Here is a 14,531-nt window from a genome sequence, read left to right as displayed (position 1 = left end):
AAAGGAGTCCCCTGACTAAGGAACCCCGTGAGTTACAACAGCTAGTTATGAATTTCAATGATTCCTTGCCTGGATGATTTTCTTGATTTCTTTCAAATAGGCATATCCGTACTCTTCATCCGGTTCAAGGTATGCCCCTTCCGCCCACTCGTTCCAGGCGTTAACGAACATGAACTCACTTTTGTACCCATTTCGGCTCCGTTCCAGCTGTCTTGACAGATATACCCCAAATTTCTCCGGAGTCGAGCCGATGGTACTCTGCCCGTCTATGCCCCGACGGGGTGTATTATCCCAATTAACAAAAGCACCAGGGTAGATGATCTCCCCGTTTCGATGCGGTGATCTTTCCAGAATGGCAGACCATACCTTGTCGTAGTTCACCACAATATGTTTGTGACTGCCGATATTCAGCTCGATCCAAATTTCGTTTGTGTGACCATGGGCAAAGGTATAATGCGGCTCAAATTCCATGCTTGCATCAAACACCTGACTGTCGTAAGTCGGGAAACCGCCTATCGTTTCAACAAAATGAATCCCCTCTAGCCCGTGCTTCACTGCGAGCTTGCGCCAGTACCGAATCATATCCTCACAACGGGGGATGCTGGCAGGCCGATAAATAAGGAACATGGGCTTGCCGTCTACCCGGATATACCGTTTGTCTTTAAATGCCCTCACCAAATATTCGAAATGTTCTTTCCAGTCATTCTCATCTCCATAGTCCTGTGAAATGAGAACGTCCGATTCCTGACCATCCCATTTACGTGTCCAGGTTTCATTTGCCCACGACAGGCAAAACGGAAAATCAGGTTCCCCGGTTTGTATAATCTCATCAAACGGCTTTTCGAGCAGACGCTTGCCCTTAAACCAGTAGTGATAATAACAAAATCCGTATATTCCGTGATTCCTTGCAGTATCTGCCTGCCATTTGCGCACTGCAGGGTCGGTCAGATCATAGTAATACTCTTGTAACGGTTTCCTGGGCTGAACATGCCCGGAGTATAAGGGAACTGACTTTTTCACATTGGTCCATTCGGTGAAACCTTCTCCCCACCACCTGTCATTCTCGGCAATACGATGAAATTGAGGTAAATACAACGCAATAAGTTTCAATCGGGATTCCTCCATACGTCAGCCGGATTTATCGGAAGATTCGGTCCAGAAGCTGCAGGCTGCTCTGAAGATAGGAATGATTGTATTTGACATAAGCCATCGCCCTGGAAGCCGCCAGTCTTCGCTGATCCACCCGGTTCCAGTAGAAGTCAAACTTCTCTATGAGCTCCTCCTGCGAGTTAAAGCTTTGGAACACGTCCGTATCCAGATTCCTATTCATCGATATCGAATTCAGCTGGAACGTGCCGCAAGCAGCTACCTCCAACACGCTTCTAACCGGAGAGTTGTCCTGAATAACCATTTTGCTGCCATTGTATAACGCAGCCCGATCCTCATGAGCATGCACGGGGATAAACGATTCGAATCGCTTCCACCCTTTCCCCTCCACTCGAACCACTTTGCCGGATAACAACGCATGATTCGCCAAATCGACAAGGCTGCTGCCCGGCTGAGCATCTCCAATAATATAGACATCTGACTCATCTTGCGTCAGTACGGACTGCGGGTAATATACGTTTGGATCGGGCGGAAAAGGGACCTCATAACATCGTGCATTACTCATGCGTCCATAGGTTGGAATGTTCTCCGCTTTCTGTGTAAACACATAGTCAAATATGGAAATGAATGATTCCGAATGCTTTACACCGGATAGGTCGGTTAACCATAAGGCCTTTTTGACCGGTGAGGTCCTTAAGGCTTCCATGCTCTCCTCTGGCAGAATCTCTCCATCTTCCCCGCCCAGTACGAGAACCAAGTCCGTTTTGGAACGTTCCAAATAAGGTCCAACAGGCTGAATCGCCTTTATTTCGTATATGCTTTTCACCAGATGCCTCAAACTCTGTTCCACAAGAATGGAAATGGAGGAGGATGCACGATCATTACAAGGCGTAATGAAGAGAACATTCAATTGTTTGTAGACGACATCCGGAGGAACTTCCTTGGGTGGATGAATGACATCCTGTAGCGTTTGCATCAAATGCTGCTGCAGATCCGCCTGTTGGGCGGTCAGATGATGCTGAATTGACTTCAGTTTCCGATTCAACGTGGCATTCATCTGTTTTATCAACACTCGGTTGGGCAGTTCTGCAGAGAGCTTGTTTTTTTGAGATTTGACTTGCATCCGTCTCTTTTTAGTGATGACCGATCCCTCCCGTCTCATGCGGATTGACGCTCACTGCCTACAATATGCATGGAAGACTGGCTAGGTTTCTAGAGTTGTATTTTTAGGTGTTCAACCAGGAGTGAGTGGGAAATCTCCTCATAAATGTGCAAGAACCCCGTGTCCATCCGGTTCTTGTCCTCATAGAATATATCAAGACCAGATGGGAGTTGATATGTTTGCCAACATTTAATAGCATTCTCGTAACGGGAAGCCAGACCATCAATCAGGATCTGCAAGTGAATGGCAATGAAACGATCGGAGTAGACCTGCAGGTCAACGGAAGCCAGACCATTGCGAACAGCCTGCAGATTAACGATAGTGCATCCATTACGAATAATCTTGGTGTCGGTGGAGTGATCGAGGCAGGTGACAGTGTAAAAGCAGCTACCCAGATCATGGCTCTGAATCAGCCAACCCTTCCCGCCGTCTTACCAGCTCTGCAGCAGTTGTTATATTATAATCCGGGCGTCCTGAATCAACCCGGCCTTGTCTTGACTGGAACGAGTGGGAATCAATATGTATTATTCGTCGATGATAGTGGAGGAACGCCGAATCTGGCTATTCAGATGTTATAAAAGCTATGCAAAAAGCCGGTACGCAGAGTGGTTTCTCTCTGCATATCGGCTTTTCTCTGTTCTTATGATGGATTGGGAATCAAGATAGACCAGGCGCTTTGTGGCTCCATTGTCAGATTCAAAAGCTTATCATTGCGTATGTTCAATCGGATATTTTCGGACACTTCTCCCTCATTGAAGAGCACTACGGCAATTGAACCATCCTTGTTACGGAAGGCAACGTTATATATGGATTCTTGACTGGAACTCGATTCAATGCGAACGGCCTGCGGGCGAATGATTGCGCTAAAATGAGCCAAAGCATAATAATCCAGCGTATACACAAGCTCACCTGTTTGCTGATTCACCTGCACGATTCCCCGGCAAGTACTGCGACCGAAGCCCGGAACTGTCGGCCCATTGTTTTCATCAAGCGCCATATTCCAAAGTACAAAAGACTTGCTGTAGTTGCGTAATATTTGAATTCCCGTTCGCATGACATTTGAGAAGGCTTGTTTGAACGGAGGAATCCATTCCCCTCCTGATCCTTCTGTAAAATGTACTTCCTTTCCAGCATACGCTTGATACACCTTTGTTTGTGCCGATGCTTCACCCCCGTACCAGTGCCAGGCAACGCCGTCAACGTCCTCTCCCGCCTGCTTAAGCACGGTAAGTGGATAACCCGGTTCATCCCAGTTGTGATCATAACAGAGAATCTTGGTCTGAATGCCTTGGCTGACAAAGGCAGGTTTCAGATGATTTTTGATAAAATTGGCCTGTGCTTCCGCAGGCATCAGCATGCCTGGATAATGGCCCGGTTCATACAATGCCTCATTCTGCGGTGTCACTGCATGGACAGGCAGTCCATGTTCCGCGTACGCTTTGATGGTTTTGGCAAAATATTCGGCGTACACCGGATAATACTCGTGCTTCAGTTGTCCCGTAATCATGGACCCGCTTGTTTTCATCCAACCCGGAGCACTCCAGGGCGAAAGAAAGAGCTTCAGATCCGGGTTTAATTCGAGCGCCTTCCGGGTTAAGGGAATTACATCCTCCTCATCATGGGCAATACTGAAACGAGCGAGATCCGGATCAGTTTCCCCTTCAGGCAGATCATTATAACTGTATACCGTTCTGGCATAATCTGAAGCGCCCATTGGATTGCGAATGACCGACAAGCCGATGCCATCCTGCGGGTGAAATAGCCTGATCATCAGCTTCTCTCTCTGTTCTTCACTCAATATCTGATGAATCAGATACGCTGACGAATCGGTAAATGAAGCTCCGAAACCATCCATCTCCTGAAAAGTATGCCGATCATCCAGCTTGACTTCAATTGGCTCCCGGTCCGATTGAAGCAAGTTCAATTGTTCTTCTGATACCGGCTTAAATAGTTCATGTTCTCCTGTTGATCGATAGATCTTGAATTGGCTCATCTGATCCCCTCCGGTTTTCTTTTATTGGATGCCTAATTTCTCCTTATTCTGTTTCATCTTCTCACTGCGGACCTTCACGATCTCATCCCAGCGATTTTCGTCCAGGAATGCCTTGTAAGCGGCAAGTGCACCATCAAATGCAGCATCATCCTTCGCTCGAACCATGCTTACCAGTGTCGAATTCCATTTGGTATTGATGGCAGACAAGGCACGTGCTTCCTGGGTTCCTTGATCCGGATTGATATTCTCCAGAATAAAATGAGGTTTCAGCTTGCCTTTGCCCCATTCCTGCATTTGTTTAATCGACTCAGGAAAAGCATCGGCGCTTAACGCTTTGTGACGATCATGACCGAAGAACATGAATTCGCCCATGCGATAATCCTTTTTGAACTTATCCGCATTGTTGAGCTGCAGGTCCTTCACGGCTGGCAGTAATTCAACCGTACCGTCCGCTTGGGTCTCGTAGGTTTCACCTTCGATACCGTAGTTCATCAGCGTCTGCCCCTCCTCACTGAGCAGATATGTGAAGATCTGAATGGCTTTGGCCGGATCCTTGCTGTCCTTGGAAATAAAGTTGATCATCCAGCCCGTTATGCCGGATTGATTCAACGTTGGAGCATGGCCTTTGGTACTCTGTGGACCGTCAATTGCGATATACTCCTTGCCAGGGTTAGCACTCATATAAATTTGAAGATTGCCTCCTTGCTGTGGTGTGCCGTCCAGCAGCATCGTTGCATATTTTCCCGATTTCACTTTTTCCTCGAAGGCCGTACCGTCATCTGCGAAACTGTCATCGCTGATATTGCCATCTCTGTATACGGTGTTCAGCGTTTTCAACCAAGTGAGGTAGTCTTCATCCAGATTACGATCATAAAACTCGCCGTTCTCGTTCTCCAGAGGTACACCGATGAAATCCTGCAGCGTATCTCCCAGCGAACCAGTACCTTCTCCGATGGCGTTAAATCCGAATGGGATCAACGTTGGAAACTTTTCTTTGATCTGCTTCATTACGCTCTGGAATTCTTCTGGTGTTCCAATAACTGGACTTCCCAGTGCCTCATAGACATCCTTACGGATGATAAATGCTGTTTTGGCTGGAATGTTACCGCTATCATAATCAGCTTGTGTATTGGAATAGTTCGGATATCCGTAGGTCTTGCCATCAGCCAGCTGGAACCAGTTAAGAGTATCTGCCGCAGCCACCTTGTTGAAATACGGATCATATTTCTCAGCCAGATCATTCAGCGGCAGCGCCCAGGTTGCAGCCTTCTGCACGACAGGAGAGTTCGAATCGAATACGGTCAGCAGGTCCGGCATCTCCCCACCGGCAAAAAAGGTATTTAGTTTCGTGTCATCCCCTGTAATGAATTTGATGTTAATGTTCAGATCCTCTTTGATTTTCTTCGTGACGATGTCTTTGCCAAAATCGGTATTCCACCAGTCCGCGTTAACGTACCAGGTTAGATCCGTTACCTCTTCTTTTTTGTCCAGCTGCCATGCCGGCGTCTCTGGATCAACCGTGTATCGGTCTTCAATGGAAACCCAGTTCCCCTCACCGGAGCCACCTGCTCCTCCTCCGCATCCTGTAACCAATAATACTGCTGTCAGCAGGGCAGCACTCAGTTTAACACCCGTTTGACCGATGGCATTCTTCATGTTTAACATCGAGATTCCTCCTCAGAATGTGGTAAATGCCTGCACAGGCATTCAAAAACCTTTTTAGATCCAACTTGAGTTGGCAGAGTTGGCATTACTCTTTGACAGCTCCCAGCATCATTCCTGATATAAAATATCTCTGAAGAATGGGATAGATCAGCACGATGGGCAAAGTGGTAATGACGATCGTGGCGAGCTGCACACCTTTGGTCGTGGTTTCAATGACTGCAGAGCCTCCGATATTTTGCATGGATTGCGTCTGGGATTGCACAATAATCTCATATAACATCATCTGCAGTGGATATAGTGACTGATCCGTAATGTACAACTTGGTTGTCATAAAATCATTCCATTGCCCCACTCCATTGAACAGCGCAATGGTAGCCATTGCCGGCATGGAGAGCGGGATGAAGATTTTGAGGAAGATATGCCAGTCTCCGGCACCATCGATTTTGGCTGACTCCTCCAGAGAATCCGGGACGTTCCGGAAGAAGTTCATCAGAATGACGACATCATAGAAACTGAACAGCGCCGGAATGATATACACCCAGAAGCTGTTGAGCAAGCCGAGTGATTTGATCAACAGATACGTTGGAATCATCCCGCCCGAGAAGAACATCGTGATTACACCCATGGCAACATATAGCTTCCGGCCCCGTATGTATTTTTTGCTCAAGCCGTAGCCCACCATGGCACAGAAAAATACGTGAGTAACCACTCCAATCGTCGTTTTGGAAACCGAGATAAAGAAGGCTTGCCAAATGCTTGAATCATTAAATACAGCCCGGTAGTTCTCCAGCGAGAACTCCGGTGACCAGAAGATGAACCCGCCTTCCGCCAGCGCCCTGCCGGAACTAAAGGAAGAGATAACCACATTCCACAGCGGGACCACAATAACAATGGTACATATGACCAGCAAAATAATATTCAGCGTATCAAAGATCCGGCTATCGAGATCTTCTTTTGCCACCTTTCCATTCACGCGTTACGCCTCCTTCTACAGCACAGATTGATTATCGTTCAGCTTGCTCGTGATCTTGTTTGCGGTAACCAGCAAAATGACGGACACAATCGAGACACCGAGTCCAACCGCTGTCGCATATGAAAAGTCACCCTGAGACATCCCCATACGATATACATAAGAGTTGATGACTTCTGCTTTTTCACGGTTTTGCGAGTTCATCAGAACCAGTGTCTGATCCAGGTTGGAGCCAAGTAGACCGCTTACCGTTAGAATCAGATTCAAGCTAATGATGGATCTCATATTCGGAAGCGTAATGTTCCAGATTTGTCTAAGCCTGCTTGCACCATCTATTTTGGCAGCTTCATAGTACGTGGGGTCAATCTTCGACATAATGGCCAGATACAGGATGGTCCCCCAGCCTGCCTCTTTCCATATATCCGATAACGTAGCAATCCACCAGTACTTTCCGGCATCCAGCAGGATGTTTTGCGGCTGTTCAATCAAACCCAGACTGAGCAGGATCTGATTGAACAGTCCCGTCGTTGAGAACCAGGTGATGAGCATGCCGCCAAGTACGATCCAGGACAAAAAGTGCGGCAAGTATGAAACCGTTTGCACAAATTTCTTGAACCGTCCACTGTTCAGCTCGTAGATCATGATTGCAAGAATAATGGGAATGACGAAGCCGATCCCCAATTTGAGAAAACTGATGCCGAGCGTATTTACAACCGCATCCCAGAAATATTTGTCCGACAGGATAATTCTGAAATTCTCCAAACCTACCCACGGAGCGGTAGCGAGCGTATCAATGACCGTGTAATTCTTGAAAGCAATTGTTAGACCGTAAATCGGAATGTAACAAAAAATGATCATAAAGATAATGCCCGGTATAATCATCGACTGAATTTCCCACTGCCTGCGATAGTCAATGAAGAACTCTTTAACCCGCTGTCCTAGCGGCTTTCTGTGTTTAGGACCTGGCCCAATTGGCGTATTCCCGGCTGCCTTCTCAACAGCTAATTTACTCACGTTCCATAGCTCCCCTCTGACTTTCCATACTTATAAAAACGTTTTTATTTTTGTGCATAAAAACCCCCTTATTCTGCTTCCTTCATTTAAAAAAAGACCGAAATGATCCTACACAACTATGCTTCGATATCATTCCGGCCGATCTTTACGTGGCTTGAACCTCTGACGATGAGTTCACCCGATAATTTTTGAGCTGAACCTTGCTCTTCCTTCTTGATCATGCCAACCAATTGGTTAATGGCCAATATTCCTTGCCTTGCAATCTGATTCCTTACCGTCGTAAGCGGCGGTGAAAAATATGGAGCGATATCAATATCGTCAAAACCCACCACGCTTACATCTTGAGGAACCTCATACCCTTCGGATTTTAATGCATGAATGCAGCCAACCGCACTCAGGTCATTCCCCGCGAGAAATGCATCGGGACGCTTGCCTGGATGCAGGTGCAAAAAGGACTTAACGGCACTGTACGTGCTCTCTTCCTCAAAATAACCCTGAATGATATAGTCATCATCCACCGGAAGCTGATATTCACGCAAAGCTGCCAGATACCCGTCTCTACGCTGCACGCTGTCAAACATCGTATCCACACCGGAGATGTAAGCAATCTTCTTGTGCCCAAGTGAAATCAGGTACTTCGTTGCTTCATATGCTGCCACATACGAGTCGAATATGACACTTCCCATCGTTTCACTCTGATAGACACGGTCCAGGAAGACGGCCTTGATCTTGTCTTTTTGCATGGACAGAATATCCTGCTCATCAATTCGCAGCTCTTCATAAATAATGACACCATCCACACGGCGCCCCATGATATTGCTCATGATGACCTGCTTATCCTTGGTGACAAATACATTAAGCCCATAACCAAGACGGTCACACTCGCGGGACATGGACTCAACCAGTTTGTAAAAATACGGGCCTGATACACTGGTCGTGAAGAAGCCCAGCATTTTGGTTTGTCCGGATTTTAACAACTTGCCATTCAGATTGGGAATGTAATTTAACCGCTCAGCCACCTTCAGCACATGAGACTTGGTCTCCGGATTCAGTACGTCCACACCATTCAGCGCATTGGAAACGGTGGATATGGAAACGCCTGCTTCCCTTGCAACATCTTTGATCGTAATCTTAGCCATAATGATTAGTCCTTTGCTATAAAAACGTTTTTATATTGTTAAATTAGCATAAAACCGCTTTCAGCACAACAATTAAATTTTTTAAGCTTCAGCTTTCTGCTTTTTTTTATACGTATGAGCTGTAAATCTGCTGCAATTGCTCTGCCAAACGATCCAGACGAACGAACCGATCCGCCCGCACCACTTCTTTCTGCTCCATCAGAACAAGCATCATCGGAACGGTGAAAATGAGGAACTTCGATGCCACCTCTTCCACCTGATTCGCATCGATGTGTCCCAGAGCAATCGACGGGTAAGGCTGGAGCAGTTCTCTGATCTTGGGCAGCAAGGCATGACACACACTGCATTCCTGCCTGGAGACGTACAGAAAAGTCAGGTCATGCTGTTGGATAAACGAATCAATCATGTCCATGGATGTTAACTCATATATTTCTTTCATTGGTGCCTCCGTCTCAATTCAAAATATTATAGCAAGTATGAGTGTACCATGATTAAATGCACTTATAAAATGCACAATGGATTGGATGATCTATTCATTACAGGCGACGTTCAACTGAATCTAATATTCCACTTTCCAAAATCATACAATATGGATTACACTGGATAAGAATAACCATCTTATATGAAATGAGGTTTATCTATGAAAAGAAAAAGCATGTTATTCCTCGCTGCCCTCTGTCTGTTCGCTTCATTCGCTGCTTCCGCCTCCGCTGCTTCGGTTGACAACGGATTCAGTCTACTGTCAGATCGTGAAACGGGTACAGTTAAATAAACAATTCGTAACTTTTTAACACAATTCAAAAACTAACTTCTTAGTGATTACATATAACGTTGACTTCATGATGGCACGAAAATGGACACAAACCTGTAGATTCATACGGATTTGTGTCCATTTTAATTTGTTGTCAATCTATCTTTGCGCCATAAGAACGCATAAACAATACAGCCTGTTCCGTATCTATACGTGCCCCTTTGACATCCAGGGATTTCAGATCAATGCCTTCCAGATTAGCTCCGCGCAGATCCGCTCCCATTAGCTTGGCCCTGCTCAGTGTTGCTCTGGTCATGTCACAATCTCTGAGATCTGCCTTCCCGAGATCCGTATCCGAAAAATCCGTTTCGTAGAAGCGAATGCCCCGCAGATCCTGTTTGCCCAGCTTCGTGTGTCTCAGATTCGTATAGGACCAGTCCCCCTTGATAAGGGTAACGCCGTCCATCTGTGCTCCCGAGAAATCAGAGCCGGTCATTTTACAGGATGTAAATTTGGAGACAAAAAGGTTAGCTCCGCTAAATGTACAGTTCTCAAAAGCAGATTCCGTATGAAACGACCCGTTCATGCTCGCTCCTCTGAAATCGCATTCGATAAACCGGCAATTGCTCGTCTCGATCTCTTCCATGGAGGCATTCATAAAGGTACACTGCTTGAAAACACAGCGCATCAGTTCTCCGTATCTCAAGTCATGCCCGTCAAAATGCACTGCTTCATATTCCTGATCCTTATATTGGTACACGATTAAACCTCCTGCTTACATCTACATTCTATGAACTCAAACTTTTTATACTATACCATACCCCTGTCAAGTACCTGCCTAAGTGAACGTAAAAGTCAAGGGTTTTAATTTGTCACGATCAAGACAACAAAAAAAGGCGTCTCTTCTGCTACTGTGCTCTACAGTAGGCTGATCGCCCTTTTTCATCATGTGTTAAAGTTTAAGTCCAGTTTCTCTTCTTCAAATAAGACTCAAAAACAAAGGTTCCAAATGGCAGCAAACCAGCCACGACACCCATGAACCAGCGTGCCGCCTTCCACCTGTTTACAACAGCCAAATGTACCAGTGCAATAAGATACAGTGGGAACAGTATCCCGTGAATCATGCCCATAATGGCCACCGGAGAAGATATATCCGCGAAATATTTCAAAGGCATGGCAATAAGAACAAGCAAGAGCAAGGAAACACCTTCGCATATTCCTGCAATTTTGAATCGGCCGATCACAGTCTTCATCAGATTCCATCTCACCTTTCCAATCCTCGTTTGTGAATTATGTAACGTTCTCCACATTCAGTATAACGCATGGCTTGGAAGCAAAAATGGTTCAAATTTGAATAATTATTGAATCTGCGGGTGGATTCTTATTATCATGAACGATTCACGTAATCTGAATGATGTTAGGCTCCAGCTCTTTTAAGGTTAACCACCGCATGCCAGCTTCAAAATGCTCCTGAAATGATTCATTTAAAATGACTTCCGGGAAAACAGGCATGAGCTGCTCCGCTTGATACGATTCCCAGCCCTGAATAAACGCCTCTGCTTCTACCTGACTTTGATAAACAACAACCCTGTCCGGTGCGAGAATTGCATTTACGGTATGAATGATTCGATAGACCGTTTCAGCAAATACGTTTGACTCCATTGGACTGTACCAGTCGATCTCCAAGGGGAGAAATTTAATTTCCCCAGCCATGCCGTTCTTGCCTTTAACTACTCTGCCATTAAGGTAAATGCCCATGCCCGGAGGATAATGGGTCGGGAAGTAAATCCCAATGACGCTATTTCCCTCATCCAGTTCCTGCTGAGAACAATAACCGCTAACGGCAGCATTCACGTCATTTTCCACCATGACTGGCAGTCCAAACCTTGCTTCAATCTCTTCAGCCATACGAACACCCTTCAGCTGCTGATGACTGCTTACCGTAATCTCTCCGTTCACCGTTTGCCCGGGAATCCCGATTCCAATGCCTTTGATGGAAGGATGCTCAGCGAGGATAGGTTCAATGATTCCGAGAAATTGTGTTTGGTCAAATTCAGGCAAGGTATGTTCTTCTTTCAGCAGAATGGTATCCTCCAAATTGATGACGGTTGCCGTGATGACATCCTGTCCTTGCTTGTCATTCATATAGATCACCAAGGCAAGGCTGAAATCATAATTGTAGCGATAAGTAAGCGCCGGTCTACCCCCATTGGATGGAATTGTCTCATCCTCGTACAGTTCCCCAAGCTCGCACAATTCCTTAACCAGTGAATTCACCGTAACCACACTCAATTTGGTCAAGGACGCAAGTTGCGGCTTGGTTGCTGTCTCCACCTGTTTCATGACTTGGCGTACGTTGTTTATATTAATCTCTTTCATCAAATTAGCGTTTGCTATTTTCATAAGCGTTCCAGCCTCCAAATTTCGAACGTCAATGTAATCACTATACAATATCTTGAAAGTGATTAAAAACGGCTGCTATAAAAACGAATCATTGACATGACACGCATTCTGCGTTGTCAGGTTTACGAATTTTAAAAAGAGCACACCCTCTACCCTGGTTCGATAGACTGATGCACTCTTTTTGTATCATTCTTATGCAGGGGCCTGTACCGATTGTTCTTTGCGACTAATCGCATATATGGCCGAGGCCAAGCCCAGAAGAATCAGAATCGAACCAACCCAGCCGTTATACATAATAGTGGAATGATCAATCACCATCCCGCCAACATACGTGCCCAGGGCAATCCCTGCGTGGGCAATTCCCGAATTGGTGCTGATCAGTGATTCCGCTGCTTCTGGAGATGTTTTGATAATCAGACTATTCTGCACTGGCGTAACCGTCCAGCTCAAGGCACTCCAGATGCTCAGCAGGACGAGGAATGCAATTAAAGGCAGTTCAACGCTGAATGGGATCACAGCCATGCTCACAATGAAAGGAATTAACACAATGACAATTGCTTTAGCGGGATGCAGGCGGTCCGATAACACGCCCCCAAGTCCCCCACCGGCAACAGCCGCGATGCCAAACATCATGTAGATAAAGGTAACCATAGTCGAACTTGCACCGATCGTTTCCTGAAGAAATGGTGTGAAATACGCATATAACGTCAAATGACCCGCCAGCACCAATAAGGTCGTCGCATGAATCGCTAACATCCTCGGATTCCACAGTGCAGCAAACTGACGCTTCAGAGAAACGACAGGCACCGGCTGAACCCGCTGCATGACAAGACCAATGGCTACCATGACAATGGCAGTCAATATGGCAATAAAAATAAACACTTCACGCCATCCTGCTATATTACCCACGAATATTCCAAGCGGCACACCGAGAATGAGTGATGCACTGCCACCCATAGTAATGATCCCCACCGCACGTCCTTTGTACTGCGGCTCCACAATGCGAGCAGCAAGTGTCAGGGACAATACAAAAATGAGCGAACCTGTCGCAGCCCCGAGTGCCCTGCCTGCCATCAGCATATAAAAGTTGGCACTGAAAGCGGAAATAAGATTGCTGACCAGGAAGATCAGCAGGGTGTACATGTATACCTTTTTACGTTCAAATCTGGCCGTTACGTTTAACAGAATCGGTGCAGATATGGCATATACCAACGAAAAGATGGATATTAAATAACCGGCCTTCGACAGAGTCAACTGAAGATCTGCAGCAATTAGATCGAGAATACCACCCAAAATGAGTTCCACGGTTCCAACCACAAATGCCGCAATCGCAAGCAAATATACTTTTTTATTCATTTCATGAATCCTCCCCAAAAGTTACAACTACGATAGTAACCTAATTGGAGTGAAAATTCAATAAAAAAACTATTCCATAAAAGAATAGCTTTCTAATAAATCAACCGGGCCAGCAGCTTGGATATTTCTTCGTCCTGCAGCAGTTGATCTCCATATTTTTTGGTGATTTGAGTAAGGGCAATATCGTGATAAAAATAATCCGTCATCGCTTTGACAATCGGCTTGGACGTCGTCTTAATCGCTTTCCAGGAGTCATTTTCAATGCCTGCGAACAGCAGATAGGCATGGTCTACAATCAGCAGCTGCAATGGTTCAAGCTTGTCCAGCATGGGAATTAAAGCGTACTTGTTCGTTAAGGATGTCTCTAATCCTCCCACCGACAATACCTCAACATGCACACCTTGCTGTTCCTTTTGTTCCAAGAGTGTACGGTAGTTCTCCATCTTCTCATTCCAGGCTAGAAACAGAATGGATGAATCGGCCTCTGCCATAAGCTGCTTGATATTGGAACCAATCGATGTTTCATCCTTCAATGTCCAAATATGCTCATCCGTAAACGTTCGTTTGATTTTATAGGTGTTCAATTCCTCGATATCCTTCTCAAAATCCGCCTTGATCTTCAAAATAACGGACTGGAGATCCACCGCCGTATACAATTTTTTCTTGCCATGCATGGTAGTTAATACAATTCCTTTATCAATAAGCCGGTTTAATACTTCGTAAATTTTGGCTTTGGGCACATTGGAGTGATTGACGATGGATGATGCATCGAGTGGTTCCTGTTGAGCGAAGATCGCCTCGTACACCTGACTTTCGTATTGTGTAAACCCGAATTTCTGCAACATGTTTGGACCCGCGCTCCTTCTGGTTATGTATCCTTCTGTTTGTTTTAGTTTAGACATCGTACTACTCCTTGTCCAGTTTCATATAACGGACTTCGGGTGGTTATATTAAGATCCGGGTACACATTT

Annotated in this window: 15 protein-coding genes; 2 read left to right on the top strand and 13 right to left on the bottom strand. The window is 45.7% G+C overall.

The genetic code is table 11. The features are described 5' to 3' along the window. Positions 1 to 54 precede the first annotated feature (54 nt). Together F4V51_RS13150 and F4V51_RS13145 are read right to left on the bottom strand one after the other, a co-directional pair. Positions 55 to 1,110: a glycosyltransferase WbsX family protein gene (locus F4V51_RS13150; RefSeq protein WP_153978303.1), complete on the bottom strand. Its 1,056-nt coding sequence runs from the start codon at positions 1,108 to 1,110 to the stop codon at positions 55 to 57. Positions 1,111 to 1,138: 28 nt separating this feature from the next. Beyond that, positions 1,139 to 2,230, bottom strand: coding sequence for a glycosyltransferase family protein (locus F4V51_RS13145; RefSeq protein ID WP_162009930.1), 1,092 nt, complete (start codon positions 2,228 to 2,230; stop codon positions 1,139 to 1,141). Positions 2,231 to 2,448: 218 nt separating this feature from the next. Between F4V51_RS13145 and F4V51_RS13140 the strand changes: the two genes are divergently transcribed. Then, positions 2,449 to 2,847, top strand: coding sequence for a hypothetical protein (locus tag F4V51_RS13140; RefSeq protein WP_153978301.1), 399 nt, complete (start codon positions 2,449 to 2,451; stop codon positions 2,845 to 2,847). Positions 2,848 to 2,909: 62 nt separating this feature from the next. Here the strand turns inward: F4V51_RS13140 and F4V51_RS13135 are convergent, their stop codons facing one another. From F4V51_RS13135 to F4V51_RS13110, 6 genes are all read right to left on the bottom strand, one after another. Further along, a complete protein-coding gene (locus F4V51_RS13135; RefSeq protein ID WP_153978300.1) occupies positions 2,910 to 4,262 on the bottom strand; it encodes a glycoside hydrolase family 30 protein in 1,353 nt (450 codons plus the stop codon). Positions 4,263 to 4,283: 21 nt separating this feature from the next. Next, positions 4,284 to 5,918 carry a type 2 periplasmic-binding domain-containing protein gene (locus F4V51_RS13130; RefSeq protein WP_416226536.1) on the bottom strand — a complete coding sequence of 545 codons (1,635 nt, stop codon included), beginning with the start codon at positions 5,916 to 5,918 and terminating at the stop codon, positions 4,284 to 4,286. 94 nt (positions 5,919 to 6,012) lie between these two features. After that, positions 6,013 to 6,900 carry a carbohydrate ABC transporter permease gene (locus F4V51_RS13125; RefSeq protein WP_095287395.1) on the bottom strand — a complete coding sequence of 296 codons (888 nt, stop codon included), beginning with the start codon at positions 6,898 to 6,900 and terminating at the stop codon, positions 6,013 to 6,015. Between the two features lie 15 nt (positions 6,901 to 6,915). After that, positions 6,916 to 7,911, bottom strand: coding sequence for an ABC transporter permease (locus F4V51_RS13120; protein WP_236146754.1), 996 nt, complete (start codon positions 7,909 to 7,911; stop codon positions 6,916 to 6,918). A 116-nt stretch (positions 7,912 to 8,027) separates the two neighbouring features. Next, positions 8,028 to 9,050, bottom strand: coding sequence for a LacI family DNA-binding transcriptional regulator (locus F4V51_RS13115; RefSeq protein WP_153978298.1), 1,023 nt, complete (start codon positions 9,048 to 9,050; stop codon positions 8,028 to 8,030). Positions 9,051 to 9,156: 106 nt separating this feature from the next. Continuing rightward, on the bottom strand, positions 9,157 to 9,489 hold the full coding sequence (locus F4V51_RS13110) for a thioredoxin family protein (RefSeq protein ID WP_153978297.1): 333 nt from the start codon (positions 9,487 to 9,489) through the stop codon (positions 9,157 to 9,159). Between the two features lie 201 nt (positions 9,490 to 9,690). Between F4V51_RS13110 and F4V51_RS29255 the strand changes: the two genes are divergently transcribed. Next, a complete protein-coding gene (locus F4V51_RS29255; protein ID WP_260504145.1) occupies positions 9,691 to 9,822 on the top strand; it encodes a hypothetical protein in 132 nt (43 codons plus the stop codon). Between the two features lie 133 nt (positions 9,823 to 9,955). Here the strand turns inward: F4V51_RS29255 and F4V51_RS13105 are convergent, their stop codons facing one another. The 5 genes from F4V51_RS13105 to F4V51_RS13085 form a co-directional block, all read right to left on the bottom strand. Then, on the bottom strand, positions 9,956 to 10,561 hold the full coding sequence (locus F4V51_RS13105) for a pentapeptide repeat-containing protein (protein ID WP_153978296.1): 606 nt from the start codon (positions 10,559 to 10,561) through the stop codon (positions 9,956 to 9,958). A 199-nt stretch (positions 10,562 to 10,760) separates the two neighbouring features. After that, positions 10,761 to 11,054 carry a DUF3817 domain-containing protein gene (locus F4V51_RS13100; protein ID WP_153978295.1) on the bottom strand — a complete coding sequence of 98 codons (294 nt, stop codon included), beginning with the start codon at positions 11,052 to 11,054 and terminating at the stop codon, positions 10,761 to 10,763. 145 nt (positions 11,055 to 11,199) lie between these two features. After that, complete coding sequence (locus F4V51_RS13095; protein WP_153978294.1) at positions 11,200 to 12,204, bottom strand: ROK family protein; 1,005 nt, start codon at positions 12,202 to 12,204, stop codon at positions 11,200 to 11,202. Between the two features lie 192 nt (positions 12,205 to 12,396). Next, positions 12,397 to 13,560: an MFS transporter gene (locus F4V51_RS13090; protein ID WP_153978293.1), complete on the bottom strand. Its 1,164-nt coding sequence runs from the start codon at positions 13,558 to 13,560 to the stop codon at positions 12,397 to 12,399. 92 nt (positions 13,561 to 13,652) lie between these two features. After that, positions 13,653 to 14,405: a TrmB family transcriptional regulator gene (locus tag F4V51_RS13085; protein WP_153980685.1), complete on the bottom strand. Its 753-nt coding sequence runs from the start codon at positions 14,403 to 14,405 to the stop codon at positions 13,653 to 13,655. Positions 14,406 to 14,531: the final 126 nt, after the last annotated feature.

The sequence above is a fragment of the Paenibacillus xylanilyticus genome, from assembly GCF_009664365.1.
Lineage (GTDB): Bacteria > Bacillota > Bacilli > Paenibacillales > Paenibacillaceae > Paenibacillus > Paenibacillus xylanilyticus_A.
The sequence above is the reverse complement of the archived record's forward strand: the minus strand, read 5'-3'. Positions and strand labels throughout refer to the sequence as shown.

What these genes read in the sequence shown, in the direction of transcription:
- F4V51_RS13145 (WP_162009930.1), bottom strand. Translation starts at nt 2,230, where the DNA reads ATGCAAGTCAAATCTCAAAAAAACAAGCTCTCTGCAGAACTGCCCAAC.
- F4V51_RS13135 (WP_153978300.1), bottom strand. Translation starts at nt 4,262, where the DNA reads ATGAGCCAATTCAAGATCTATCGATCAACAGGAGAACATGAACTATTT.
- F4V51_RS13130 (WP_416226536.1), bottom strand. Translation starts at nt 5,918, where the DNA reads ATGAAGAATGCCATCGGTCAAACGGGTGTTAAACTGAGTGCTGCCCTG.
- F4V51_RS13115 (WP_153978298.1), bottom strand. Translation starts at nt 9,050, where the DNA reads ATGGCTAAGATTACGATCAAAGATGTTGCAAGGGAAGCAGGCGTTTCC.
- F4V51_RS13110 (WP_153978297.1), bottom strand. Translation starts at nt 9,489, where the DNA reads ATGAAAGAAATATATGAGTTAACATCCATGGACATGATTGATTCGTTT.
- F4V51_RS29255 (WP_260504145.1), top strand. Translation starts at nt 9,691, where the DNA reads ATGAAAAGAAAAAGCATGTTATTCCTCGCTGCCCTCTGTCTGTTCGCT.
- F4V51_RS13100 (WP_153978295.1), bottom strand. Translation starts at nt 11,054, where the DNA reads ATGAAGACTGTGATCGGCCGATTCAAAATTGCAGGAATATGCGAAGGT.
- F4V51_RS13095 (WP_153978294.1), bottom strand. Translation starts at nt 12,204, where the DNA reads ATGAAAATAGCAAACGCTAATTTGATGAAAGAGATTAATATAAACAAC.
- F4V51_RS13090 (WP_153978293.1), bottom strand. Translation starts at nt 13,560, where the DNA reads ATGAATAAAAAAGTATATTTGCTTGCGATTGCGGCATTTGTGGTTGGA.
- F4V51_RS13085 (WP_153980685.1), bottom strand. Translation starts at nt 14,405, where the DNA reads ATGTTGCAGAAATTCGGGTTTACACAATACGAAAGTCAGGTGTACGAG.